Genomic DNA, 23,494 nt, shown 5'->3' on the forward strand with positions numbered 1-23,494 from the left:
AGCGCGAGGGCGTTCATTGCAGGCAAAGGGGAACCAAAATGGCACAACTACCGAAACGTGCAAGAGTCGTAATCATTGGCCAGGGCGGTATCGTTGGCTCCTCGGTAGCACACCACCTGATCGAGCAGGGCTGGGATGACATCGTAGGACTGGAAAAATCCGCCATTCCCTCAGACATCGGCTCCACCTCCCACGCCTCGGATTTCTGCTTCACCACTTCCCACGACAAGCTGAACATTTACACCACCAAGTACAGCCAGGCCTTTTATGAAAAGCGTGGCAATTACGTGAAATGCGGCGGCATGGAAGTGGCGCGCGTCGATGACGACGAGCGCATGGACGAACTCCGCCGCAAGGTGGGTTCCGGGAAAGCCTTCGGCACAAATGTCAGCATGATTTCGCCCAAGCGGGCAAAGGAGCTGTTTCCATTGCTGGAGGAAAGCCAGGTCCAGGGCGCCATGTGGGACCCGGACGCCGGGCTGGTGGTACCCCGCTCCCAGAGCGTAGCCGGCGATCTGGTGGAAGAAGCCGTGGCCACCGGCAAACTCCAGGCTTTTGCCTACACACCGGGCATCCGCATTGATGTCCAGGACGGCCAGGTGCGTGGTGTTGAAACCCACAAGGGTTACATCGAAACCGAATACGTGGTGCTCTCCATGGGTATCTGGGGGCCGTTGATGGCCAACACCGCCAATGCGCCTCTGCCTCTGATGCCATTGGAACACCCCCTGCTGTTCTTCGGCCCCTACGAAGAACTGGCCGGAACCGGCAAACAGATCGTCTATCCGCTGTTCCGCGACCAGGGCAACTCCGCCTATGTGCGGGACACCGGCGACCCCACCACCACCGAAGGTGGCCGTATCGAGTGGGGTTATTACGAGGCGGAAAACCCTCGGCTGGTCTACCCTGGCGCCATTGCCGAGCCCGGTGATGCGCGGATGTCGCCCTCGATGCGGGATCTTTCACTGGATCAGGTCATGGACGCCTACGAAAAAGCCATCGAAATGACCCCGATCCTGGGCGAGTTGGGTTGGGAGGAAAAGCATTCCTTCAACGGCCTGCTGTCGGTGACTCCGGATGGCGGCTCACTGATGGGCGAATCCCCGGAAGTCCGCAACCTGTGGTTCTGTGAAGCAGTCTGGGTCAAGGACGGTCCGGGTGCGGGCAAGTTACTGGCGGACTGGATGACTCATGGATCCCCGGAGATGGACCCTCACAGCATCGATATTGCCCGCCATTACCCGCTTCAGAAAACACCGGACTTCGTGTACAACCGCTGCTATGAGACTGCCAAAAAGATCTACACCCCGGCGGTTCATCCGCGTGAGCCCTACCTCTCCGGCCGCAAGATGCGAACCAGCCCGTTCTACCTGCGGGAAGTTGGACTGGGCGCTTACTTTATGGAGGCCGCCGGCTGGGAGCGTGCTCACGGTTACGCCGCCAATGAGCCCACCCTGCTGGCGAAATACCGCGACCGTATCCCGGTGCGGGAGCACGAATGGGACACCCGGCATTTCTGGGAGGTATCCAACGCCGAGCAACTGGAGATGAGCGAGTCCGTGGGCATGATCAACCTCTCCCATTTCGCCATCTTTGACATCTCCGGCGACGACGCGGAGGCGCTGCTGGAGTATCTGTCGGTGGCCAAGGTGGGTGGCACCACGCCCCATGGCAAAGGCGTCTACACCCACTTCCTCGACAGCCGCGGGGGCGTGCGCTCCGACCTGACCATCATCCGGCGGGGCGAGAAAGACTATCGGGTCGTCTGCGGCGGCGACACCGGCCACCGGGACTATTGCTGGATCACCCGCATGGCCCGGGAGAAGGGCCTGGACAACATCCAACTGCACGACCGCACCGACGAACTGGCTACCCTGGGGCTCTGGGGTCCCAAGGCCCGGGAGACCCTGGCGCAGTTCGTCACCGACCCGGACCAGTTGTCGGCGGACAATTTCCCGTTTGCCACCGCGCAGGAACTGAACATTCGGGGCGTTCCGGTCTGGGCTTTCCGCATATCCTATGTGGGCGAACAGGGCTGGGAGCTTTACTTCCCATTCAGTTACGGCCTGCGAATCTGGGACCTGTTGTACGACGCCGGCGTTACCCCGGTGGGCATCGAAACTTACGCCAACACGCGGCGCCTGGAGAAAAGCCTGCGGCTGCAGAATGTGGACCTGGAAACGGAATACAACCTTTACGAGGCCGGACTGCAACGGCCCAAGGTCAAGGAAGCCGATTTCCACGGCAAAGCCGCTTACCTGGAACAACGGGAGTGGCCCCGGCAATCGGCCTACCTGTGCACCATGACCATGACCGGGCATCAGGATGCTAACGGCGTGCTGCGCTATCCGGTGGGCCAATGGCCGATTCTGGACCCGCAAACCGGCGAAGTGCTGGTGGACAGCCACGGCCGCCGCTCCTACAACACCAGCGTGGCCTGGGGGCCTTCGGTGGGAAAAATCATCCTGTTGGGTTATATCCCCGCGGAGTACGCCCAGGAAGGCCGTGAACTGACTCTGGAATACTTCCAGGAACACTACCCTATCCGCATTGAGGCAGTGGGTTACCGGGCGCTGTTTGATCCGGACAACGAACGGATCAGATCCTGACCGGTTTCAGACAAGAGGCAAGGCGGTCAGCACTCGATGATGTTGACCGCCAGCCCTCCCCTGGCGGTTTCCTTGTATTTGTCCAGCATGTCGCGGCCGGTTTCCCGCATGGTGTGCAGCACCTTGTCCAGGGACACGTAATGCTTGCCGTCACCCCGCAGCGCCATAATCGCGGCATCAATGGCCTTCACCGAGGCGATGGCGTTACGCTCGATGCAGGGAATCTGCACCAGCCCGCCAATGGGGTCACAGGTCATGCCCAGATGATGTTCCATGCCAATTTCGGCGGCGTTTTCTACCTGTTCCGCGGTACCGCCCGTCGCCGCTGCAAGGCCGGCAGCAGCCATGGCGCAGGCCGAACCAACCTCGCCCTGGCATCCCACCTCGGCCCCGGAAATGGACGCATTTTCCTTGAACAGCACGCCAATCGCCCCGGCGGTCAGCATGAAGCGCAAAATGCCCTCCTCGTTCGCCTGCGGACAAAACTCCCAGTAATAGTGGAGCACAGCCGGAACAACGCCTGCCGCACCATTGGTTGGCGCCGTTACAATCCGCCCCCCGGCGGCATTTTCCTCATTGACGGCGAGGGCATAGAGATTGATCCAGTCCAGCGCACTCAGGGACGGTGAAATCAGATCCACCCGCTGCTTGTCCATCAGCGACCGATACAGCGACGCGGCCCGGCGCCGGACCTTGAGACCACCGGGCAATTCGCCCTCGTGGTGAATGCCGCTCTGTACGCACTCCCTCATCACCCGCCATAGCTCCAGAATGCCGCTGCGAATCTCACCCGGCGTGCGCCAGGCCTGCTCGTTGGCAAGCATGATGTCGGCGATGGTCAGGTCGTGCTCCCGACACAGCGTCAGCAGCGCCTTGGCGCTGTTAAAGGGGTATGGCTGTGGCGTATCATCCTCGCGGACTTTCAGGGTGCCATCAGCGGTCGCATCCACCACGAACCCACCGCCTACCGAGTAATAGGTTTTTTCGTACAGGCACTGCCCCTCACCGTCGAAGGCCTGGCAGACCATGCCGTTGGGGTGTTCAGGCAGTGATTTGCGACGGTAATAGACCAGATCGTTATTCTCACGGAAGCGAACGGGGTGTTGCCCTGCGATCGACAGGATTCCGCAGTCGCGAATCCGCTCAAGGCGAGCCGGCATTTCCTCAGGATCGACCCGGTCAGGTCGTTCGCCCTCCAGCCCCATCATTACCGCAGGGCCGGTGCCATGGCCCTTGCCGGTGGCACCAAGAGAGCCGTACAGGGACACCTTGAGCCGGCAAACGGAAGAAAGCAGCCCTTCGGTCACAAGAGCCCCGGCAAACCGTCGTGCCGCCTCCATGGGCCCCACGGTGTGGGAACTGGAAGGGCCAATACCGACCTTGAACAGCTCAAACAGACTGATCGCCAATTTCAGGCCTCCTGTTGAGGGACACACTCCAACAATAACGCCAATGCGGCCCCGCCGCATGCTCTCTGACGACACTGACAAGATGATTTACGACAGCAGGGCAGGTGGCGTTGAGACCATCCTGGAATCGCCGGTGTCGCATCTGAACCATTGGCACTCTGGCCACCCCCTTAGCCACCCCTTAGCCACCCCCTTAGAATGAAACCAACGTGGAGCTGATCACTTATTGCACAATGCCAGTGCAGCAGCTAGTGTTCAGGTTAGGGTGGTCGACACAGACATCCCGTTACCGGCCACCAAAGCTGGCCCAGGCAGGGCAAGGGGGTTGCTGATGACCACTGATACCGGCTCGCACACAGACAGGCCCGCCCAGCAGCCCTATCGGGTCGGCTTCCTGCTGATCGACAACTTCACTCTGATCGCCCTTGCCACCGCGGTTGAACCCCTGCGCATGGCCAATCAACTGGCAGGCGCCGAACTCTATTCCTGGAAGCTGCTTACCGCCGAGGGCGGCCCTGCCCGCGCCAGTGACGGCATCACCATGGTGCCGGATGCGTCCATTCAGGAAGAGCACGGCTTCGATCTGGTCATCGTTGTTGCCGGCATTGATGTCACCCGGAGTTTCTCCCGCAAGGAAGTCAACTGGCTGAAACAGATGGCCCGGCGCCATGTCCTGCTGGGGGCTGTCTGTACCGGCGCTTATGTGCTGGCCAGTGCCGGCCTGCTGGACGGCCACGCCTGCAGCGCCCACTGGGAATGCCTGGAAGCCATGCAGGAGGGCTTTCCACGGGTCCAGACCAACAACCACCTGTTTACTGTAGAGAGGGAACGCATGACCTGCACCGGTGGCACGGTGCCCATGCACATGATGCTCAGCTTCCTGGCCCGGCGCCATGGCCAGGAACTCAGCAACGCGGTCTCCCACATGTTTGTCTGTGACCGGGTACGGGAGGAAAGTGAACAACAACCCATGCCCATGCATCCGGGCCTGGCCCGCGCGCAACCCAAGCTGGCGGAAGCCGCCCAGTTGATGGAAGCCAACATTGAAGAGCCCATCGAACTTCAGGAACTGGCGACACTGGCCGGGATATCACGCCGACAACTGGAAAGGTTGTTCCTCAAGCACATGGGCTGCACGCCCTCACGCTACTACCTGCGGGTGCGGCTGAACCGCGCACGCCGGCTGCTCAAACAGACATCCTGCTCCATTGTGGAGATTGCCTCCATGTGCGGATTTGTCTCCGCCACCCACTTCAGTCGCTGCTATCGCAAAACCATGGGGCGCGCGCCCAAATACGAGCGAATGGAAGTTTACTCCCAGGGCCTGGGCCCCGCCGGCAATGTCCTGACCGATACCATGGCCAGTCTGCCTTCCTCTTCCCTGCAGGCACTGAGACGTGCGCGCACCGAGCCAACCTACGGTATTTTCGAGGACACCGGTTCAGGTTAGCCCCACAACCAGGCCGTTCTCATCAAGGGCGATATCCAGTGCCGCGGGACGGCGGGGCAGGCCCGGCATGGTCATGATGTCGCCACAAATCGCTACCACAAACCCGGCGCCAGCGGCGAGGCGCACTTCCCTGACCGGCAGCATGTGGCCGGACGGCGCACCCTTCACGGTCGAGTCCGCCGAGAAGCTGTACTGGGTCTTGGCAATACACACCGGCAGGTGGCCGAACCCCAGGCTTTCGTATTCCTCCAACTGCTGTTTGGCCAGGGTTGTAAATTCAACGCTTCCCGCGTGATAGATACGGGTGGCTATGGTGCGGATCTTGTCCGCCAACGGCAGGCTGTCCTCGTAGAGGAATTTCACCTCCGGTGTGCCTTCGTCCATCTGGTCGAGCACAGCCTGGGCCAGTTCCGTTGCGCCCTCGCCGCCGGTTGCCCAGTGGTCGGCGGGCACTGCCCTCACGCCCAGCTCTTCACTGATGGACTGCACCAGCGCCATCTCGTCTTCAGTATCGCCGGGAAAGCGGTTGATGCACACCACTGGGGTCAGGCCGAACTGCTGCAGGTTGCGGATGTGTCGCTCCAGGTTGGCGGCACCGTCCCGCACCGCGGCCAGGTTGGGAGTGCCCAACTGGCTCCGGGCGACACCACCCTGCATCTTGAGGGCCCGAATGGTGCAGACCACCACGGCGGCGTCTGGCCGCAAGCCCGTGTGCCGGCATTTGATATCAATGAACTTTTCCGCACCAAGATCCGCACCGAAGCCGGCTTCGGTCACCACAACGTCGTTCAGAGCCAGGGCCGCACGAGTGGCAGTCACGGAGTTACAGCCATGAGCAATATTGGCAAAGGGGCCACCATGGATGAACACCGGGTTATGCTCCAGACTCTGCACCAGGTTCGGCTGCAGCGCCTCTTTCAACAGCACGGTTAGCGCGCCTTCAACCCCCAGATCACGAACGGTGACCGGTGTCATATCGGAACGCCGGCCAACAATGATATTACCCAATCGCTGCTTCAGATCCGCACGCCCGTCCGCCAGGCACAGGATAGCCATAATCTCTGACGACACCGTGATATCGAAACCGGTTTCCCGGGGCACACCATGGGCTGCGCCACCCAGGCCACACACCATGTTGCGCAGGGAGCGATCAGTCAGGTCCATGACTCTGCGCCAGCTCACGTAACGTGGGTCCAGCCCGGCTTCATTGCCCCAGTGAATGTGGTTGTCGATCAGCGATGCCAGCAGGTTGTGGGCGGTGGTAATGGCGTGGAAGTCGCCGTTGAAATGCAGGTTGATGTCTTCCATCGGAATCACCTGCGCCCGGCCTCCGCCAGCAGCGCCGCCCTTCATACCAAAGCAGGGGCCGAGGGACGGCTCCCGCAGGCACACGGAAGAACGCACACCCAGGCGGTTGAAGCCGTCGTTCAGCCCCACGCTGGTGGTGGTCTTGCCCTCGCCGGCCGGGGTTGGGGTAATGGCGGTCACCAGCACCAGCTTGCCCCGGGGCGCGGTAGCGGAGGTATCGACATAGGCCATATCCAGCTTGGCCTTGTAGTGACCGAAAGGCACAAGGCTTTCCCCCGGCAGTCCAAAACGCTGTTGGGCCAACAGCAGAATGGACTGGGGCTGGACCGAGCGGGCGATCTCAATGTCCGGGGTGCCCGGCGGCGGAAACTCCGCAATCGCCGGCATTACGGATGTCAGTTTACTGTACTGAAGACTCATGGAACTGCCCTCTCTGGCCCTCAACGGACCCGCTGTGCTCTTGAATCCATTGCGCCGACTGGCGCAGACCGCCGAATGGGAAGAGATGAATACCCCGGAGCAGGGTATCCGGGTTGTCCAGGCAGTACTGGACCAACGCTCGCACCATGCCGTCCGGCGTCCAGGCGCGCAGTAGTTTGGCGCTGCCCGGGCGACGCAGCATCATGCGGGCAGACGCCCCCACCCCGCATTGCGCGGCATAGGCAATAAGGGTTTTTACCCGCGTCGGCCCGGCCATTCCGATGTAGACAGGCACCTCTTCCAGGATATTGCCCAGGCTCTGCAGCCAGTCGATGACCACCTCGGCGTCGAAAGTGAACTGGGTCACCACCCACAGCCTCGTGGCTGTGGTGCGGGCGTATTCACGCTTGACGCTCAGGGCTTGGGTCAACGTGGCCCGGTCCGCCATGGGATGCCCCTCCGGATGGGCAGCCACGCCAATACCATGAAACCGGAATTGCGCCAACAAGCCGGATTCAAGCACCGCCAGAGTGTCCGGAAAGGGGCCGACCACCGCATCGCTGTCGCCGGCAATCAGCAGCAACCGGTCAACCCTGCTCTCATCGAGCTGTGCCAACCAGTCCCGCAGTTGCCCGCGGCTCTCGGCCATACGGGCGGGTACGTGGGGGATCGGCTGCATGCCCATATTGAGGAGGTGCCGGCAGGCTTCCAGAGTGTCGCTGAATTGCCCTTTTGGCAGGAATGGCACATAGACACAGGTGCCCTCGGGCAGCAGGTCCGGCAGATCTTCCGCTGCCAGTATCTGGCGGGGTGTCGCCTCAATCGAAGCCGAGCGCACCAGGGCACGAAGCCGTTCCGCCGCCGCCTCATCGCGCGGGTTGGACGCCTGTTTTTCGCTCGCCAGTTTCATAAGCCGCGTACCCCCTTGCTGCCGGTGCCTGCTACCGCCTGCCCTTCCCGTTAGGCTAGTCGGCGAAGTCAATACCCTTCGCCCGGGCCCGTTCACGGGCGTTGGGGTTCACCGATGGCCGGAAGGGCACTTCCACCACCTCCGCCTCCACAGCGGTTGAGCCATCCGCCGCGGCATATTCCACCGGAAGGTGCACGGTCAAGCTGCTGCCAATACTGCTCAGATCAAACGGCACATAGGCCAGCGCGATGTTCGTCTCCAGTTCCGGCGAGTACCAGGGTGACGTGACATAGCCCTCCGGCTCGCCACCATCGGGCCCGCTGATCAGCCAGAAATCATTGGCGTAGTCAGTCACCTTGCCGCCGCCAAAGCGGATGCCCACCATAATGTGGCTGAACGGCGGACGACCGGCATCCAACTGCTCACGAACCTTCTCCAGCGTCTGCTTGCCGATATAATCCGCATCTTTGTTGCGCGGCACCTGGTAGGCCAGGTTGCACTGGAATGGCAGGGTTTCCTGATCCACATCCTGGCCCCAGGAAAGAATGCCCGCGGCTATCCGGCGATGGTGTGCGGGCGCTATCACCCGCAGGTTGTGCGGTTCACCGGCCGCAAGCACTGTGTACCAGAGGTCCTCGGCGTATTTAGTCGCTTCCTTGAGGTAAATCTCGTAACCCTTCTCTCCGGTGAAACCGGTCTGGGAAACGATGACATCGTGGCCCGCCACCTGGCCTTCCATCAGTCCATAGTAGGGAATGTCTTTCACGCCCTCACCGAACAGATCCGTCATAAGTGCCTCGGACTTGGGACCCTGGATCTGGACCGGTGCCACATCGATTTCCGCGATGCTGACGTTGAAGCCCATACCGACGTTTACGCCCCGCAGCCAGAATTCCAGATCACTGTCGGAAAGGGAGAACCAGAATTCGTCCTCGGCCACCCGAAGCAATACCGGGTCATTGAGGATACCGCCGTCCTCGTTGCACAGGATGACGTACTTGCCCCGCATGGGTTTGATCTTGGTAGCGTCCCGGGTGATCACATAGTTCACGAAGCGCTCCGCATCCGGACCCTTGACCTGGATCTGGCGCTCCACCGCCACGTTCCACATGGTAACGTCGTGTATCAGCGACTCGTATTCCACCATGGCACCACCGTCTTCCGGGCGGACATAACCCCGGGGATGGTACATGCGGTTGTAAACGGTCGCCCGCCAGCAGCCCGCCTCGTAGGCCAGGTGCCAATACGGCGACTTGCGGACCCGTGTGGAAATCAGCATCTCCACCGGCGTGGGGCCGGACTGACGCAGGTTGATGGGTACGCGGCGATCCGACTGGTCGACGCTGTCGGGCTGGCGCGCGGCACCGGCCCGTTGTTGCGGATCATCCTGAGGTACTTGTTCGAATTTAACGGCCATTGCTATCTCCCCCTTACCGGGTTGTCGATAGCCCTAATGTGACCGTCTTTCGGTTTTCCGGGAGGAACCAATACGACACGGATTCGACTAAAAGCGGCAGAGGGTTGGCCGCAGCTCCAGAAAAGCACCGCTGGATAACCCGTGTCAGGCCACCGAAAAAATCGCTTGCCATAGTACGCAGCCTCACAGCCTTACTGGCACCGACCGGCTGCGCCTCGATCAGCACGCGGCCGGATAACAGCAGCCGCGCCGGATTAAAGCTTCACCATCAACTTACCCTTGTTCTCACCGGTCAGGAACAGGTTCAGGCCGTTCATGGCCGATTCCAACCCTTCCAGAACGTGTGTCCGGTATTTGATCTGTCCCTTCTGAACATAGGGTGTGAGCTTGGCGTGCAGCTCCTTCGTCCTGTGCCAATGATCAGGCATGGTGAAACCCTGGATCGACAGGCGTTTCTTGATGATGCGCATCCAGTTGGGGCCGGGACGAGGGTTCGCTGAGGTGTAATCGGCAATCATCCCGCACACCACAATACGGCCGTGCGCATTCATCCGCTCGAACACGTAGTCCTGGACCGGACCACCGGTGTTCTCGAAGTAGACGTCGATACCCTCCGGGGCCAGTTCATCCAGTTTCGCGCCCAGGTCGTCGGTCCTGTAGTTCACGGCACCGTCGAAGCCCAGTTCATTGACAATCCAGTCCGCCTTTTCATCGCTGCCGACGACACCGATAACCCGCAGACCATCGGCCCTGGCCAACTGCCCCACGATCGAGCCGACAGAGCCGGCGGCGCCGGATACCACCAGGGTTTCACCCGGCTTGGGGTCACCATAACCATACAGCCCCTGGGTGGCGGTCAGACCGGGCAGGGCAAAAACCGACAGTACCATTTCCGGCGGCAGGCTTTTATCCACCTTGTTCACGCCCGTACCATCCGTCAGGGCCATTTCCTGCCAGCCAAACATCCCCATGACCTGGTCACCCACGGCAAAATCCGGGTGATTCGAAGCGACGACCTCGCCAATGCCCGATGAACGCATGACGTCACCCAACTCCACCCGGGGAATGTAGCTATCGGTGTCCTCACTCATCCAGCCCATCATGGCCGGGTCGAGAGACATATAGGTCTGCCGGACCAGAAATTCACCTTCGGCGGGTTCCGGAACGGTGTTTTCCACCACCTCGAACAGCTCCGGGCCGACAGTCCCCGCAGGCCGCTTCACCAGGTTAATCGCTTTATAGGTACTCATTGGCTGACTATCTCCTGCAGTGCGTGAAAGAACCGTTGATAATCACTGATATGGGGACAGGAGCCCTTCCTTAAAAGGGCACGACCGTAGTCCTTGCCCACGCCGGGTTTCTCAAAGACGCCCAAAGACTAATCCAGAACGCCAAAACTTAGTAACCAAAGGTTATTTACACAACAGAGAGACAGCCGTATATTAAGTGACCATCGTTCACTTAATAAGGAAAACACCATGAACTATGTGCTCATCACCGGCGCCAGTGCCGGCATAGGCGAAGAGTTCGCCCGTGCTCTGGCTGCCGAAAAGCAGAACCTGATTCTTGTGGCCCGTCGTGAAGACCGCCTGGTCTCCCTGGCTACCGAGCTTTCAGAAAGATCCGGCGTATCCGTCGAGGTTCTGGCTGCCGACCTGGCCACAGCCGAGGGCGCCGAAAACGTTGTCTCGGCCGTTACTTCAGCCGGATGGAAGCTTACCGGCCTGATCAACAATGCCGGTTTTGGCGACCGCGGCAGCTTCAGCGACCTCTCACTGGAACGCCAGCTCAACATGATTCAGGTGAACGTGACATCGCTGGTTGCGCTGACCTGGAAACTCCTGCCCAACCTGAAAGAGAACCGGGACAGCTTCATCGTTAACGTCGCCTCCACCGCAGCGTTTCAGGCGGGGCCCGGCATGGCCATTTACTACGCCACGAAGGCCTTTGTATTGTCCTTTTCCGAAGCACTGCACGAGGAATTACGAGGCTCAGGCGTTGCCGTAAGCGCACTCTGCCCGGGAGCGACAGCGTCAGAGTTCGCAGCTGAAGCCAATATGACGGACACCAGGCTCTTCAAAGCCGGCACCATGTCAGCCGAAGCGGTGGCAACCACAGCACTGGCCAGACGCCGCAGTGCCATCGTCATCCCGGGACTGCGTAACCGGTTGATGGTATGGTTGGGCAAACTTTCCCCCCGACTCATTACCAGGCGCCTCGCAGGCTGGTTACAGGCGTAAGAAACGATGACAATCAGGCTTTGTGGTGGCAAGCAGCGCGCACGCACGGAAGCGGAAAAAATCACAAGGGAACAGCAGATTCTCGATGCGGCGGCAGAGCTGTTCGTTAGTCGCAGCTATGACAAGCTGACACTAGCCGATGTGGCAGCAGCAAGTGGGCTGACCAAGGCTGCGCTGTACCGATATTTCAGGAGCAAAGAGCTGCTGTTCATCGCCGTCTACAAGCGTGCTTTCAGAGCCGTGGTGCACGAGGCGCAATCCAGAGAGTCGATGACGTTGCCCGAGGATCTGACCGGACTCTTGGTCGCGCATCCTCTTTTTTGCGGCCTCACCGCCATATTACACGTTGCCCTGGAAACCGGGCTGACCGAGCAGGAGGCCCGCGATTTCAAACTGTTCTTACTGGAACAATCACAACAGCTGGCAGCACCCATTAAGTCCGCCAGCGGTCGCGATGACGCCGCCTGTTTTCATTTTCTCATGCAATGCCAACAGGCGCTGATCGGATGCTGGCATATGACCCATCCGCCCGCCGCCGCGCGCAAGGCCATGGAACAACCGCCGTTAACGGTATTCAAAATGGCGTTCGAGCCGACGCTGCGGAGCCATCTTCGGGCACTGACCTGTGCTTTTGTGGCCCAGCCATGAGCTGAGCCCAGGTTTTCGAGCACAAGCCAGCGAGATCAGCAATACTTCCGGGCCCTTTGCTTCAGCATATACGGGGCAGCTGTTCGCCGGAGAGTCTGTCGATGACCCGGCTGGCGCCAATCATACTGGAAGCCGTAACCAAGCCGGCGGCCCCTTGCACAAAATGGCCGATTTCAACGGCCGCCTCGCTCACCGGGTACCTCCGGAGCACATCCACTGCCCGGGCAACATCCGGTTCAGCCACGACGGCGATAAAGCGGCCTTCGTTGGCCACATGCAGTGGGTCCAGCCCCAGCAGCTCGCAAAAGGCAGACACATCTTCGCGAACCGGGATATCGGCCTCACGGATCTCCGCTGCCACCCCGGCACTTTCCGAGACTTCCACCAACGCACTGGCCAGGCCTCCGCGGGTAAGGTCACGAAGGCAATGCACATCCACCCCCGCTTCCAGCAACGCCAGGACCGGCGGCGCGACCGAAGCGCAGTCGCTCTCAATCGCCGATTCCAGGTCAAGCTTCTCCCGCGCAGTCATCACTGCGACGCCGTGGCGTCCAAGGTCGCCACTGAGCAGAATCCGGTCGCCAGGCCGCACCCGGGCAGGCGCCACCGGCTGTGGCGCCACAACTCGCCCGACTCCGGCGGTGTTGATGTACAAACCATCCGCCTTGCCGCGTTCCACCACCTTGAGGTCGCCGGTCACGATTTGCACGCCAGCTTCGAGGGCTGCGGCAGCCATGGAATCGACAACCCGGCGCAACGTAGCCAGCGGCAAACCCTCTTCGAGAATAAAACCGGCACTCAGGTATTGCGGCCTGGCCCCGCACATGGCGAGGTCGTTGACCGTGCCATGCACCGCCATAGTACCGATATCAGAACCCGGAAAGAACAGCGGCCGCACCACGTAGGAGTCCGTCGTGAACGCCATGGCACCGGGCATATCGACCACGGCGCCGTCGTGTTGCCGTGCCAGCCAGGGATTATCAAACGCCGGACGAAAAATACCATCAAGCAGCTGGGCCATGGCCCGGCCGCCACCACCGTGGGCTATTTTCACCACCTCATGGTCATCGTTCATCGGCGGGCAATGATTGTCGCAGCTGTCACTCACGCGCTGAACCTCCGGTCGGTCGTCGGTAACGATAATAGGCGGCGCAGGCGCCTTCCTCGGACACCATCGTCACGCCGAGGGGGCGTTCCGGAGTGCAGCGGGAGCCGAAGGCGGGGCATTGGTCCGGGCGGATTTCGCCCCGCAGCACTGCCCCACTGAGGCAGTCACCCCGCATCTCAGCCTCGCCGTTCACTGCGCCGAAACGGGTTTCTGCGTCGTAGGATCGGTAGGCGGGTGACAACCCAAGACCACTGTCAGGGATGTCTCCCATGCCCCGCCATTGCCTGGGCACCACCTGGAAGACCGCCTGCATTACCTGCTGGGCCATGGCGTTCCCCGGGCGGCGGACGGCCCGGCTGTACTGGTTTTCAACACAGCTCTCACCCTGCTCCAGCTGACGCACGCAGCGGTAGACTCCCTCCAGGATATCCAGCGGTTCAAAGCCGGTCACCACAATGGGCACGCCGTGCTCACGGGCAATGGGTTCATACTCTTCATACCCGGTGATCGTGCAGACATGGCCGGCCGCCAGGAACCCCTGAACCCGGTTGCCCGGGCGCTCCAGCAAGGCGCGAATCGCCGGTGGCACCAGCACTTGCGAGACCAGCACCGAGAAATTCCCGAGCCCCTCCCGCTGGGCCTGATAGACCGCCATGGCATTGGCCGGGGCTGTGGTTTCAAATCCGACGGCAAAAAAAACCACTTCATGCCTCGGATTCTGCCGGGCCACCGTCAGCGCCTCGAGCGGCGAATACACCACCCGGACATCCGCGCCCCGCGCCCTGGCAGCGGACAGGTCCGATTGGGTCCCGGGCACTCGCAGCATATCGCCGAAAGTACATAGGATGACCCGTGGAAGCGCGGCGATTTCGAGGGCTTTGTCAATGTAGGCGATGGGAGTCACACACACCGGGCACCCCGGACCATGGATCAGGGAGATTGCTTCCGGCAGCAACTGATCGATCCCGAAGCGAACGATGGCGTGGGTCTGCCCCCCACATACCTCCATGAGAGTCCAGGGACGGGTGGTGATGCGGGCAATGGCATCGGCATACCCCCGGGCAGCATCGGGCGCGCGATATTCGTCACGGTACTTCATTGCGGCACCGGCCTTCCTGGCTCCAGCTCGTCCGCCTCCTGCTCCAGGGTCTCGAGGCACTCGAGGTAATGGAAAACGCGCTCGGCTTCATGCGGGTCCACAACGGTAATGGCAAACCCCACATGCACCAGCACATAGTCCTGCTCTCGTACATCGGGCACGTAGGCCAGATTGACCGGCTTGACGATGCCACCAAAATCGACGCGCCCCTGACGGGTGAGTGGATCGTCGCCCTCAATGCTGATCACGCGTCCCGGCACGGCCAGACACATGCCCCCTCCCTGCCCCAAAGAGCGCCGGCCGCCCAGGCCAGCTGACCCACCGCCAGACCGCCATCATTGGGCGGCAGCCGGCACGGCCAGAACACCTGAAATCCGGCCCCCTCAAGGGCTGTTATGGTCAATTCCAGCAGGCAGGCGTTCTGGAAACAGCCGCCAGCCAACACAACTCTCGACAGTTTAGCCTGTTTCGCCACTGCCACAATGGCGTTGACCAGCCCCTGATGGAAGCCCGCCGCAATCCCGGATACCGGCTTCCCCCTCCGAAGGTCTTCCAACAATGCGTAAACCGCCGGCGCCCAATCAACCTGCCAGGGCCGGTCGGCTTCCGGCACCGACAGCTCGAACCGGTAGGGAGATGCAGTGTCAGTGCGATCCAGGGCTGCCTCCAGCTCGCCCGCTGCCTGCCCCTCGTAACTGGCCTGCAGGCAGATGCCAGTCAGCGCGGCTACGGCGTCAAAAAGCCGGCCCACACTTGAGGTTTCCGGCGCGTTCAAGCCGGCCTTGAGCGATTGAATCAACAGCTTTCTTTCCGCTTTGGAAAAGCTGTTCACCGGGGCCAGTGCCTGACACTCCATGACCTGCGCCCCCATCAAGGCATACAGCAGCCCGAAGGCCGAACGGCGGGGTTCTCGCATGGCCGCCTCGCCACCTGGCAGCCGGAATCGCCGCAGATGCGCCACGCGCTCGTAACCTTGTGAGTCCAGGCGCAGGAATTCTCCGCCCCACAAGGTCTGATCGTCGCCAACACCACTGCCATCCCACGCCACCCCAAGCACCGGCTCATTGACCCCGTGCTCAGCCATCACGGCCGCTATGTGGGCCACATGATGCTGGACAGCGCATTGTTCCTCACCACGGGCCTGGGCGTAGCGCGTTGTGTAATAGTCCGGGTGGCCATCGTGCGCCCAGTGCCGGGGAATGGTGGCAAACAGTTGCTGCAGATTATCCGTGGTGCGATCGAGCTCTTTCCGGCTCAGGATGCTGTCCATATCGCCCAGGTGCTGGCTCAACACTACGCCGGCGCGGGTGCTCATGGCCACGGTGGTTTTCAGGTGGCCTCCGGTGGCGCCCCGGCCGGGAGGCACCTGGATGGGCAGGGCCAGGTTCGGGGAGTAGCCACGTGCACGGCGAAGCAACTGCGTACGCCCCGCCACCACCCGGGCCACGGAATCATCCAGTGGTCGTAAAATGGGGCGATCGTGAACCAGAAATCCGTCCGCCAGGTCACCCAGGCGCATCAGGGCTTCCTCGTTGTCGATGGCAATCGGTTCGCCACTGCGGTTACCGCTGGTGGCAACAACGGGAAACCCCAGATCACCAAGCAGCAGATCGTGTAACGGGGTGCAAGGCAGCATCACGCCCAGATCCGCCCTGCCCGGAGCGAGGTTGGCCGCCAGATCATGGTTGCGCGCATGGAGCAGGACAATGGGCCGCTCGGCCCCCATGAGCAACAGGCTTTCGGGCCCGGAGACCGGGCACATCTGCCGCAAAGATGCCAGTGAACCAAACATGACTGCCAGCGGCTTTCGGGGCCTCCCTTTTCGTGCGCGTAACGTCTGCACCGAGTGACTATTGCGGGCATCTGCAAGCAGCTGAAACCCGCCCAGCCCTTTAAGCGCGATGATGCCACCTGCCCTCAGCCGCCTGACCGCCTCGGACAAGGCGGCCTCGCCTTCCGCCAGCACGCAGCCATCACCTTGGCAAAATGCGACACGCGGACCGCATTCCGGACAGGCATTGGGCTCGGCATGAAAGCGCCGACTCTCCGGATTACGGTATTCCGCCAGACAACGCGGGCACATTTGAAAGTACCTCATCGCCGTGCGTTCGCGATCGTAAGGCAAACCCTCGATCAGGCTGTAGCGGGGACCGCAGTCTGTGCAGCTGATGAAGGGATACCGGTAACGCCGATTATCGGGATCGTGCAGCTCCCCGGTGCACTGACCGCAGGGCGCCAAATCCGCAGGTAAACGTGTGGTGGCAGCGCCCCGCTCCTCACTCTCGCGTACGCGGAACGCCTGAAACGCCGCAGGCCTGGCCAGCGGTTCCGCACACACCGCCTCCACGCACGCATGCACCGGAGCCTGTTGCTTGAGCGCATCCACCAGGTTCTGCAACGCCTCGGGACGACCCTCAGCCTCAATGATCACGCCCTCCGGGGTATTGCCAACCCACCCCGTCAGCCCCAACCCTGTCGCCAGGCGATAGACAAAAGGCCGAAACCCCACGCCCTGAACCACGCCATAAACACGAACACGCCAACGAACTGGCGAGGGCTCCGCCCGGCATCTGTCATTCATGGGCCCGACCCATCCTCCGTTTCCAGCTCCAGGCTCTGCAACAGCACATCCTGGGCATTGGGGTGATTGATGTCATCAGACGTTTCAATCCGGAGGTGGGCCTGGTCCGCGCAGGTACCGGCTGCCTCCTGACGGAAGTGATCGGTGAAATGTTCCGGCGACATATGGCACAGCGCGCCTAGCCATACCGCAACCTCCACCACCCGTTCGGCCTCTTCGTCCGCGCAAAGCTTCTCCACCCTGTGAATCAGGTTCCTGACCAGCGCCGTTTCATGCATCATCGCTCTCCTGAATCCTGCATCCTGTGTCCTTTTCGATGGCATCAATCACCGCCTGAGTCACCCCGGGAATGGTGTCCGCAACCGGTTTTGACAGCCCGTCGCCCGCTTCGAAGCTGGCCGCCTCCACCGCGAACACCCGGCATACCGGAGGCAGCACATCGAGCGCGCGCGCCAGCTCAATCGCTTCAGACAGCCCCAGCGCATGGGACGAAAACGCGCCTCCCAGGGCTGGCAGCGGCGCGGCGCTGGCGTCGAACACCCGGAGGTGCCCCGGCTCCAGCCCCATGACAGCGGCATCGACCAGGTACACCGCTTCGGCGCCAGTCATCAGGTCCACCAGTCCGGCCACTTCGCCGCTGTGCTCAACCACGTCGACAGTTTCCGGCAAACGGTCATCAAGGGCATCCATCACCAGCGGTCCGAGGGCATCATCCCCCCGATCCCGGTTGCCGATACCAACAACCCTGATGGGCCGGGAAACATCACTCATGGCGGACATCCAGTTTGAGAAAGTGCGTTGCGCAGGAGATGCAGGGATCGTAGTTGCGGATGGTCTGCTCACAGCGTTCACGCAGGGTATCGGCCGGCAAATCGAGCCAGCCGCCAACCAGCTCTTGCAGGTCGGCCTCAATGCTGGGCTGGTTCTGTGCCGTGGGCGGCACAATCTGCGCCTCGAGGATGGCACCGTTTTCATCAAGCCGGTAACGGTGAAACAGCAGACCGCGTGGGGCCTCGGTGCAACCGAAGCCTTCCGAGAGCCTCGGCTCGGCCGGTTCGAACGGTCGCTCAGGTTCCTGGTATCCGGCAATCACACGCAGAGCCTCATCACAGGCATACACAACCTCGACGCTGCGCACCACAATGCTCTGGAACGGGTTGTTGCAAGTAACACCCAAACCAGCTTCTTTGGCCGCCTCCCGGGCCAGTGGCGAGAGCTGGCCAAAATTGAGACTGTAGCGCGCCAGCGGCCCGACCAGATAACAGTCATGCTCACGCAAGTGCGAGTGCAGCGCCGTAGAGCGCTGCACGTGGGACTCCACAAAGTGGCGATTGTAATCCGCTACGGCGATATCCAGCCCACGATTGGACATAATACGCCCGACGTTCATGGCGTACTCGTCCGGATGGTGCAGTGCGACCAGGTGGTAGTCCCGCCCGGCCTCCGGCATGTCCAGCCCGGCCGTCCAGCGCACGGTTGCCAGGGCGTCCTCCCGGGCCTGTTTCAGGGTGTCGGCCAGCGGCTCCAGTTCCTTGCGGGTCGGCGTTCGATAGAATCCGCCCACTCGCACATTGATGGGATGGATTTCCCGACCGCCCAACAGCGTCATGATGGCATTGCCCGCTTTCTTCAGGGACAGCCCCCGTTTGACGATGTCGGGATAATCCCGGGCCATGTCCACCGCCCCGGCGTACCCCAGGAAATCCGGGGCGTGCAGCATGTAAATGTGGAGGGCGTGGCTTTCGATCCACTCCCCGCAGTACAGCAACCGGCGCAATGCCCGCAGCGGCCCCTCCACCTCGATACCAAGCGCGTTCTCCATCGCATGGACAGCGCTCATCTGATAGGCCACCGGGCAGATACCACAGATGCGGGCGGTCACATCGGGCGCCTCTGAAAAGTCGCGCCCACGCAGGAATGCCTCGAAAAAACGCGGGGGCTCAAAAATACGCAGTTCCGCATCGCTCACCTGGCCGTCCCGGACCGTCACCTTCAGGGCACCTTCGCCCTCGACCCGCGCCAGGTAATCCACCTTGATGGTCTTACGGCTCATGACGTTCGCTCTCCTCACGGAACGGGCCGGCCCAGGCGTTGAAAGTCCGGTAAAAGCGCAACCGCTCGGCCCGGCCCATGCCCAACTGATCCAGTCGCTCACTCAGCGCAGGCGCGTTGGGATTTTCGTTGGGCCCATAGCAACCGTAACAACCCCGATTATAGGACGGACACAAGGCATTGCAGCCGCTGTGGGTCATCGGCCCCAGACAGGGCGTTCCGTGGGCCACCATCACACAGACATTGCCCCTGAGCTTGCAGTCCAGACACACGCTATGGGCCGGCGTGACCGGTCGTCGCCCGCACAGAAACGCCGACACCACCTCCAGTAACTGCTGTTTGCTGATGGGGCAGCCACGCAATTCAAAATCCACGGCCACGTGGTCGGTGATCGGTGTGGAGGTGGACAGGGTTTCAATGTACTCCGGGTGGGCGTAGACAGCCGCCATGAAATCATCAATATCGGCGAAATTACGCAACGCCTGAATGCCGCCAGCCGTGGCGCAGGCACCGATGGTCACCAGCGTTCGCGAGCGCCGGCGCACGCTCTGGATACGCTCGGCATCGTGGGCGGTGGTGATGGACCCCTCCACCAGGGACAGATCGTAAATACCGCGAATACTGCCGCGGGTGGCCTCCGGGAAATAGGCGATATCGACTGCCCCGGCGACCTGCAGCAATTCATCCTCACAATCCAGCAAGCTCAGTTGGCAGCCATCGCACGACGCAAACTTCCAGACGCCAAGGCGTGGCTTGTGATCCGGGCGCGCCATGTCAAAACTCCTTGAGGTTCAGTAATCCGCGGACCCGATCAAACGACAGCACCGGACCGTCCTTACAGACAAACGTCGCTCCAAACTGGCAATGGCCACAATGCCCGAGCGCGCATTTCATGTTTCGCTCCATGGACAGATAAATCGCCCCATCCTCAACACCGGCACCCCGCAGCGCGTTGACCGTGAAGCGCATCATGATTTCCGGGCCACACACCATCGCCAGGGTGTCTTCAGGGTCGAAGCCCAGCGTCGGCACCAGAGCCGGAACCACACCGACCATGCCCTGCCAGTCACTGTCGGCGTGGTCCACGGTAATATAGACTTCAATATCCGGACGCTTGCTCCATGCCTCCAGTTGAGCGGAATAGAGGATATCGCCGGGACTGCGTGTACCGTAAAGCAGGATAACCCGACCGTACCTCTCCCGATGGCGCAACACGTGATAAATGGCCGGTCGCAAGGGTGCCAATCCCAGCCCGCCGGCCACAATCAGCAAATCCGCACCCTCGCCTTCCGTTATCGGCCATCCGACACCGAACGGGCCACGCAGGCCAACGGTGTCCCTCGGTTTCAGGGCCGCCAGCTTCCTGGAGACCGGGCCCACCGCCCGCACGGTATGAACCAGCGTCTCTGTCTGTCCGGTGTCACCACTCAGGCTGATGGGCACCTCGCCCACACCGAACACATAGAGCATATTGAACTGGCCCGGCAAACAGGGCCGGTTGCCGGCCGGTCCCGGCTCCAGTTCCAGTGTCCAGATGGTTTCCAGTTCCTGCTGTCGGCGCAGAACCCGAACCGGTTCGGGTACCATCAGATCGTCTGAAATCACTCGGGCTGCTCCGGAGTACCATAAACATCCAGAACCTGCATTTGTGTCGCGTGAAGCCGACTGGTCAGAATCGGCAGCAATCGTTTCAGGACTTCGTAGCCCAGAGCCGGATCATCATCGCACTTCTTCCTCAGGCAGTGGGCGTCCATCGCGATGGCACGGGTCAGCGTGATGGCGCGTGCATCGTAGGCCCAGTGATAGGGGGGCAGAACCCAGGACACCCCCGCCAGGTCGCCTTCATGGAGCGTCTGAAAACAGACCGACGGTTTTCCCGGCACCGCGATTTCCAGAGCCACCTGACCATAGCGGATGAGGTGCAGGTGATCGGCGTCTGTGCCTTCGCGAAACAGGTATTCCCCCGGATTGAACCGAACATTGCGGGCACACCCGCTGACCAGATTGCAGAAATCGCTATCCAGATCCTTGAAGAACGGATGCTCGCACACGATCCGGGCAATGTTTTTCATTGCCTTTCTCCCGATGAAACATCATCGTGAATGGCGCGAACCTCCTCCGTGATATCGATGCCCACCGGGCACCAGGTGATGCAGCGACCGCAACCGACACAGCCTGAGGTGCCGAACTGATCCACCCAGGTAGCGAGTTTGTGGGTCATCCACTGACGGTAGCGGGACCGGGTCGAGTTGCGAACACTGCCGCCGTGAATATAGGAAAAATCCGACGTGAAACACGAGTCCCAGCGCCGGCTGCGTTCCGCGCTGGCGCCTTCCAGATCCGAGGTGTCTTCAACCGTGGTGCAGAAGCACGTCGGGCAAACCATGGTGCAGTTCGCGCAGCTCAAACACCGGTCGGCAACGTCGGCCCAGCGCGGATGCTCCAGATTATCCATCAGTAAGGCGGGGATGGCGGTTTGCGGCATACTCCGGCCCATCTGACTGCGGGTTTTCTCCACCACAGCGGTGGCGGCGGCCTGGTGGGCATCTGTCGCGGGTTTGCGGGGCAATTCGGCGAGAATCGCCGCCCCCTGTTCGGAGCCCGACCGGATAAGGAAAAGGTGGCTGTCGTCGCCCAGAAGCTCGGTGAGGGCAAGATCGTACCCGTCCCTGACGTCGGGCCCGGTATCCATGGAGTCACAGAAACAGGTGCCGCCAGCCTCTGAGCAGTTGATCGCCACCATAAAAGCCTGCTCCCGACGTGACCGGTAATGAGGGTCGGCATAGTCGTCCCCCAGCAACACACGATCCTGGATGCCGATCGCCGCCAGCTCACAGGCGCGCACCCCGAAGAACGCATATCGAGGCGGATCATCCCGGGCAGGAACAAAGCGGAGTTCGCCGCCGTTGCGAGTCGCCTGCCACAAGGACACCTTCGGTGGGTGAAGAAAACGTTTCCAGCTATGGGGCCCCACGGCATAACCGAACAACGCCTCATCCGAACGCCGCTTCAACCGGTAGTGACCACCATCCTGCTCATCCGTCCAACCGGCGGGAAGCTCCCCGGTACGGGCGAGCTCATCGTACACAATGGCCTGGTCCCGAACGGTTGGCCCAAAAACCGTATACCCGCGCTCAGCCAATGCATCCAGCAAACACTGCAAGCCGTCCCGCGTGATGACAGAGGCATCGTCAAAGTTGTCCATGAGGAGACCTTCCGTGATTGGCAATCAGAAAATAAGGAATCAACTGATTGCTCACGACAAGCTTTAGCAAGTCCAGGGATTTTGTCAAAGGTGGAATGGGGGGTGGGTAAAGTGACTGAAATTCTTTGCGTTGGCGATAACTCATGCGCGCGGCCTGACCGGTTGCCTTGCGTTGATTTCTTGTGACCTTGTGGGGGCTCTGCTAGCTTGAAACTAGAAGTTGTCGAACAACAACGATTACTCAAGCCGTAGTTCAAGGCCATTCAAGGAGAGTGTTATGCAAGACCTCAAAGGCAAGGTTGCCATCGTCACCGGTGCCTCTCGCGGCATCGGTCGGCACATAGCCCTTCAGCTCGCCCAGCGCGGCGCCGACGTCGCCATCAACTACCGCTCGCGTCAGCCCGAGGCAGACGAGGTCGTCAAGGAAATTGAGGCGACCGGTGTCCGGGCGCTGGCCATCCAGGCTGATCTTTCCCAGATGCCCGCGGCCCGGAGCCTGATACGTCAGGTCCATGACCAGTGGGGGCGCATCGACATCCTGGTGAACAACGCCGGCATCACCAAAGACAAGTCCATGAAGAAGCTCACCGACGATGACTGGAACGACGTCCTCGATACCAACCTGGGAAGCGTCTACGCAACCTGCTCCGAAGTACTGAACATCATGATGGACCAGAAGTACGGTCGCATCATCAACATCACCTCCTTCGTCGGCCAGGCCGGCAACTTCGGGCAGGCCAACTACGCGGCCAGCAAGGGCGGTATCATTGCGTTTACCAAGACCCTGGCACTGGAAATGGCCAGGTACAATATCACCGTCAATGCCATTGCCCCGGGCTTTACCGAAACCGAAATGCTCGCCCAGGTGCCCGAGAATATCCGCCAACAAATCATTGCCCGCGTGCCGATGGGCCGTTTTGGTCAACCCGAGGAAATCGCCCGCGCGGTGGTGTTCCTGGCAGCGGAAGGGGACTACATCACCGGCCAGCAAATCAACGTTAACGGCGGCGTGTACATGTAGCACCGCCAGCTGGAGAG

Annotated in this window: 21 protein-coding genes; 5 read left to right on the top strand and 16 right to left on the bottom strand. The window is 61.2% G+C overall.

The genetic code is table 11. The features are described 5' to 3' along the window. Positions 1–38 precede the first annotated feature (38 nt). Entirely contained in the window at positions 39–2,609 is a 2,571-nt protein-coding gene (locus tag NLK58_RS07980; protein ID WP_341582475.1) for an FAD-dependent oxidoreductase, read from the top strand. 26 nt (positions 2,610–2,635) lie between these two features. Here the strand turns inward: NLK58_RS07980 and NLK58_RS07985 are convergent, their stop codons facing one another. Beyond that, positions 2,636–4,018: an L-serine ammonia-lyase gene (locus NLK58_RS07985; protein ID WP_341582476.1), complete on the bottom strand. Its 1,383-nt coding sequence runs from the start codon at positions 4,016–4,018 to the stop codon at positions 2,636–2,638. Positions 4,019–4,349: 331 nt separating this feature from the next. Here NLK58_RS07985 and NLK58_RS07990 point away from each other — a divergent pair, with 331 nt between their 5' ends. Continuing rightward, positions 4,350–5,468, top strand: a complete 1,119-nt coding sequence (locus NLK58_RS07990) for a GlxA family transcriptional regulator (protein ID WP_117618021.1) — start codon at positions 4,350–4,352, stop codon at positions 5,466–5,468. Here the strand turns inward: NLK58_RS07990 and NLK58_RS07995 are convergent. The 4 genes from NLK58_RS07995 to NLK58_RS08010 form a co-directional block, all read right to left on the bottom strand. After that, positions 5,460–7,163 (bottom strand): formate--tetrahydrofolate ligase, encoded by a 1,704-nt coding sequence (locus tag NLK58_RS07995; RefSeq protein ID WP_376788085.1) that lies wholly within the window; start codon positions 7,161–7,163, stop codon positions 5,460–5,462. The genes NLK58_RS07990 and NLK58_RS07995 overlap by 9 nt on opposite strands. Before the next feature lie 13 nt (positions 7,164–7,176). Continuing rightward, on the bottom strand, positions 7,177–8,106 hold the full coding sequence (locus NLK58_RS08000; protein WP_341582478.1) for a methylenetetrahydrofolate reductase: 930 nt from the start codon (positions 8,104–8,106) through the stop codon (positions 7,177–7,179). Positions 8,107–8,161: 55 nt separating this feature from the next. Further along, entirely contained in the window at positions 8,162–9,523 is a 1,362-nt protein-coding gene (locus NLK58_RS08005; protein ID WP_117618024.1) for a glycine cleavage T C-terminal barrel domain-containing protein, read from the bottom strand. 254 nt (positions 9,524–9,777) lie between these two features. Continuing rightward, positions 9,778–10,773 carry an NADP-dependent oxidoreductase gene (locus NLK58_RS08010; protein WP_117618025.1) on the bottom strand — a complete coding sequence of 332 codons (996 nt, stop codon included), beginning with the start codon at positions 10,771–10,773 and terminating at the stop codon, positions 9,778–9,780. Positions 10,774–11,001: 228 nt separating this feature from the next. On the opposite strand from NLK58_RS08010, the gene NLK58_RS08015 reads away from it, so the two are divergent. Together NLK58_RS08015 and NLK58_RS08020 are read left to right on the top strand one after the other, a co-directional pair. Then, positions 11,002–11,763 carry an SDR family oxidoreductase gene (locus NLK58_RS08015; RefSeq protein ID WP_341582479.1) on the top strand — a complete coding sequence of 254 codons (762 nt, stop codon included), beginning with the start codon at positions 11,002–11,004 and terminating at the stop codon, positions 11,761–11,763. A 6-nt stretch (positions 11,764–11,769) separates the two neighbouring features. Beyond that, entirely contained in the window at positions 11,770–12,411 is a 642-nt protein-coding gene (locus NLK58_RS08020; RefSeq protein WP_117618027.1) for a TetR family transcriptional regulator, read from the top strand. A 61-nt stretch (positions 12,412–12,472) separates the two neighbouring features. Here the strand turns inward: NLK58_RS08020 and hypE are convergent, their stop codons facing one another. From hypE to NLK58_RS08075, 11 genes are read right to left on the bottom strand one after another with little or no spacing between them, the layout of a single operon-like run. Beyond that, complete coding sequence (gene hypE / locus NLK58_RS08025; protein WP_117620316.1) at positions 12,473–13,486, bottom strand: hydrogenase expression/formation protein HypE; 1,014 nt, start codon at positions 13,484–13,486, stop codon at positions 12,473–12,475. A 25-nt stretch (positions 13,487–13,511) separates the two neighbouring features. Further along, the gene (hypD, locus tag NLK58_RS08030; RefSeq protein WP_339750901.1) at positions 13,512–14,618 is read right to left on the bottom strand and encodes a hydrogenase formation protein HypD; all 1,107 of its coding nucleotides are present in this window, start codon (positions 14,616–14,618) and stop codon (positions 13,512–13,514) included. After that, complete coding sequence (locus NLK58_RS08035) at positions 14,615–14,890, bottom strand: HypC/HybG/HupF family hydrogenase formation chaperone (protein ID WP_341582480.1); 276 nt, start codon at positions 14,888–14,890, stop codon at positions 14,615–14,617. Before NLK58_RS08035 ends, hypD begins: the two co-directional genes overlap by 4 nt. Beyond that, the gene (hypF, locus tag NLK58_RS08040; RefSeq protein WP_341582481.1) at positions 14,863–17,199 is read right to left on the bottom strand and encodes a carbamoyltransferase HypF; all 2,337 of its coding nucleotides are present in this window, start codon (positions 17,197–17,199) and stop codon (positions 14,863–14,865) included. Before hypF ends, NLK58_RS08035 begins: the two co-directional genes overlap by 28 nt. Beyond that, positions 17,196–17,480, bottom strand: coding sequence for a hydrogenase/urease maturation nickel metallochaperone HypA (locus tag NLK58_RS08045; RefSeq protein ID WP_227539476.1), 285 nt, complete (start codon positions 17,478–17,480; stop codon positions 17,196–17,198). Before NLK58_RS08045 ends, hypF begins: the two co-directional genes overlap by 4 nt. Next, positions 17,470–17,970, bottom strand: coding sequence for a hydrogenase maturation protease (locus NLK58_RS08050; protein ID WP_339750898.1), 501 nt, complete (start codon positions 17,968–17,970; stop codon positions 17,470–17,472). The genes NLK58_RS08045 and NLK58_RS08050 overlap by 11 nt, the downstream gene beginning before the upstream one ends. Continuing rightward, positions 17,963–19,252: a Ni/Fe hydrogenase subunit alpha gene (locus NLK58_RS08055; protein WP_117618033.1), complete on the bottom strand. Its 1,290-nt coding sequence runs from the start codon at positions 19,250–19,252 to the stop codon at positions 17,963–17,965. The genes NLK58_RS08050 and NLK58_RS08055 overlap by 8 nt, the downstream gene beginning before the upstream one ends. Next, complete coding sequence (locus tag NLK58_RS08060; protein ID WP_117618034.1) at positions 19,242–20,024, bottom strand: oxidoreductase; 783 nt, start codon at positions 20,022–20,024, stop codon at positions 19,242–19,244. The genes NLK58_RS08055 and NLK58_RS08060 overlap by 11 nt, the downstream gene beginning before the upstream one ends. Before the next feature lies 1 nt (position 20,025). Next, a complete protein-coding gene (locus NLK58_RS08065) occupies positions 20,026–20,856 on the bottom strand; it encodes an FAD/NAD(P)-binding protein (protein ID WP_117618035.1) in 831 nt (276 codons plus the stop codon). Next, on the bottom strand, positions 20,853–21,323 hold the full coding sequence (locus NLK58_RS08070) for a cyclic nucleotide-binding domain-containing protein (protein ID WP_117618036.1): 471 nt from the start codon (positions 21,321–21,323) through the stop codon (positions 20,853–20,855). The genes NLK58_RS08065 and NLK58_RS08070 overlap by 4 nt, the downstream gene beginning before the upstream one ends. Beyond that, positions 21,320–22,456, bottom strand: coding sequence for a 4Fe-4S dicluster domain-containing protein (locus NLK58_RS08075; RefSeq protein WP_117618037.1), 1,137 nt, complete (start codon positions 22,454–22,456; stop codon positions 21,320–21,322). Before NLK58_RS08075 ends, NLK58_RS08070 begins: the two co-directional genes overlap by 4 nt. 277 nt (positions 22,457–22,733) lie before the next feature. Here NLK58_RS08075 and fabG point away from each other — a divergent pair, with 277 nt between their 5' ends. Next, positions 22,734–23,477 carry a 3-oxoacyl-[acyl-carrier-protein] reductase gene (fabG, locus tag NLK58_RS08080; RefSeq protein ID WP_117618038.1) on the top strand — a complete coding sequence of 248 codons (744 nt, stop codon included), beginning with the start codon at positions 22,734–22,736 and terminating at the stop codon, positions 23,475–23,477. Positions 23,478–23,494: the final 17 nt, after the last annotated feature.

The sequence above is a fragment of the Marinobacter metalliresistant genome (genome assembly GCF_038098645.1).
Lineage (GTDB): Bacteria > Pseudomonadota > Gammaproteobacteria > Pseudomonadales > Oleiphilaceae > Marinobacter > Marinobacter metalliresistant.